Raw genomic sequence first — 639 nt, forward strand, 5'->3', positions numbered from 1 at the left:
CTTCCCAGTCGTTACCGCCTCGCCATCGGCCATCACCGCCGTCAGCGACAAAACGTTCTCGCGCATCGTGCCGTAGCGCACAGCGTTGGTGCCGGACGCCCGCGTCGCCGCCATGCCGCCGAGCGAGGCATTGGCGCCGGGGTCGATCGGGAAGAACAGCCCGGTGTCGCGCAGATGCCGGTTGAGGTCCTCGCGCGTCACGCCTGGCTCGACGGTGCAGTCGAGATCCTCCGGATTGACCGCGAGGATCCGGTTCATGCGCGAAGTGTCGATCGAGATGCCGCCGCCCGGCGCGTTGGTGTGGCCTTCGAGGGAGGAGCCGACGCCGAAGGCGATCACAGGCACCCGGTGCGCCGCGCAGGCGCGCACGATCTCCTGCACCTCGGCCGTGCTCTCCACAAAGGCGACGCCATCCGGCGCCTGCGTCGGGATGTAGGTGGTGGTGTGCGCATGTTGGGAGCGGACGGCCTGGCCGGTCTGGAAGCGCTCGCCGAGCGTCTGCTTGAGGATGCCGAGAACCGCGGCAATGCCCTCCTCGTTGCGCTCGACGGGATTGAGGTCGCTCAAAGCCATGATTCACTCCGCGAATGGACCAGCCGCCGCCCTTGCTGTGCGGTTATGGATGCGTAGTCTCACGAC

1 protein-coding gene is annotated in these 639 nt (G+C 67.6%); it reads right to left on the reverse strand.

The window, feature by feature from the left end; all coding sequences use genetic code 11:
- A partial coding sequence (locus EN742_RS36925) for an FAD-binding protein (protein WP_128333991.1) occupies positions 1–573 on the reverse strand: 573 nt, incomplete at its 3' end.
- Positions 574–639: the final 66 nt, after the last annotated feature.

The sequence above is a fragment of the Mesorhizobium sp. M4A.F.Ca.ET.020.02.1.1 genome (assembly GCF_004022645.1).
Lineage (GTDB): Bacteria > Pseudomonadota > Alphaproteobacteria > Rhizobiales > Rhizobiaceae > Mesorhizobium.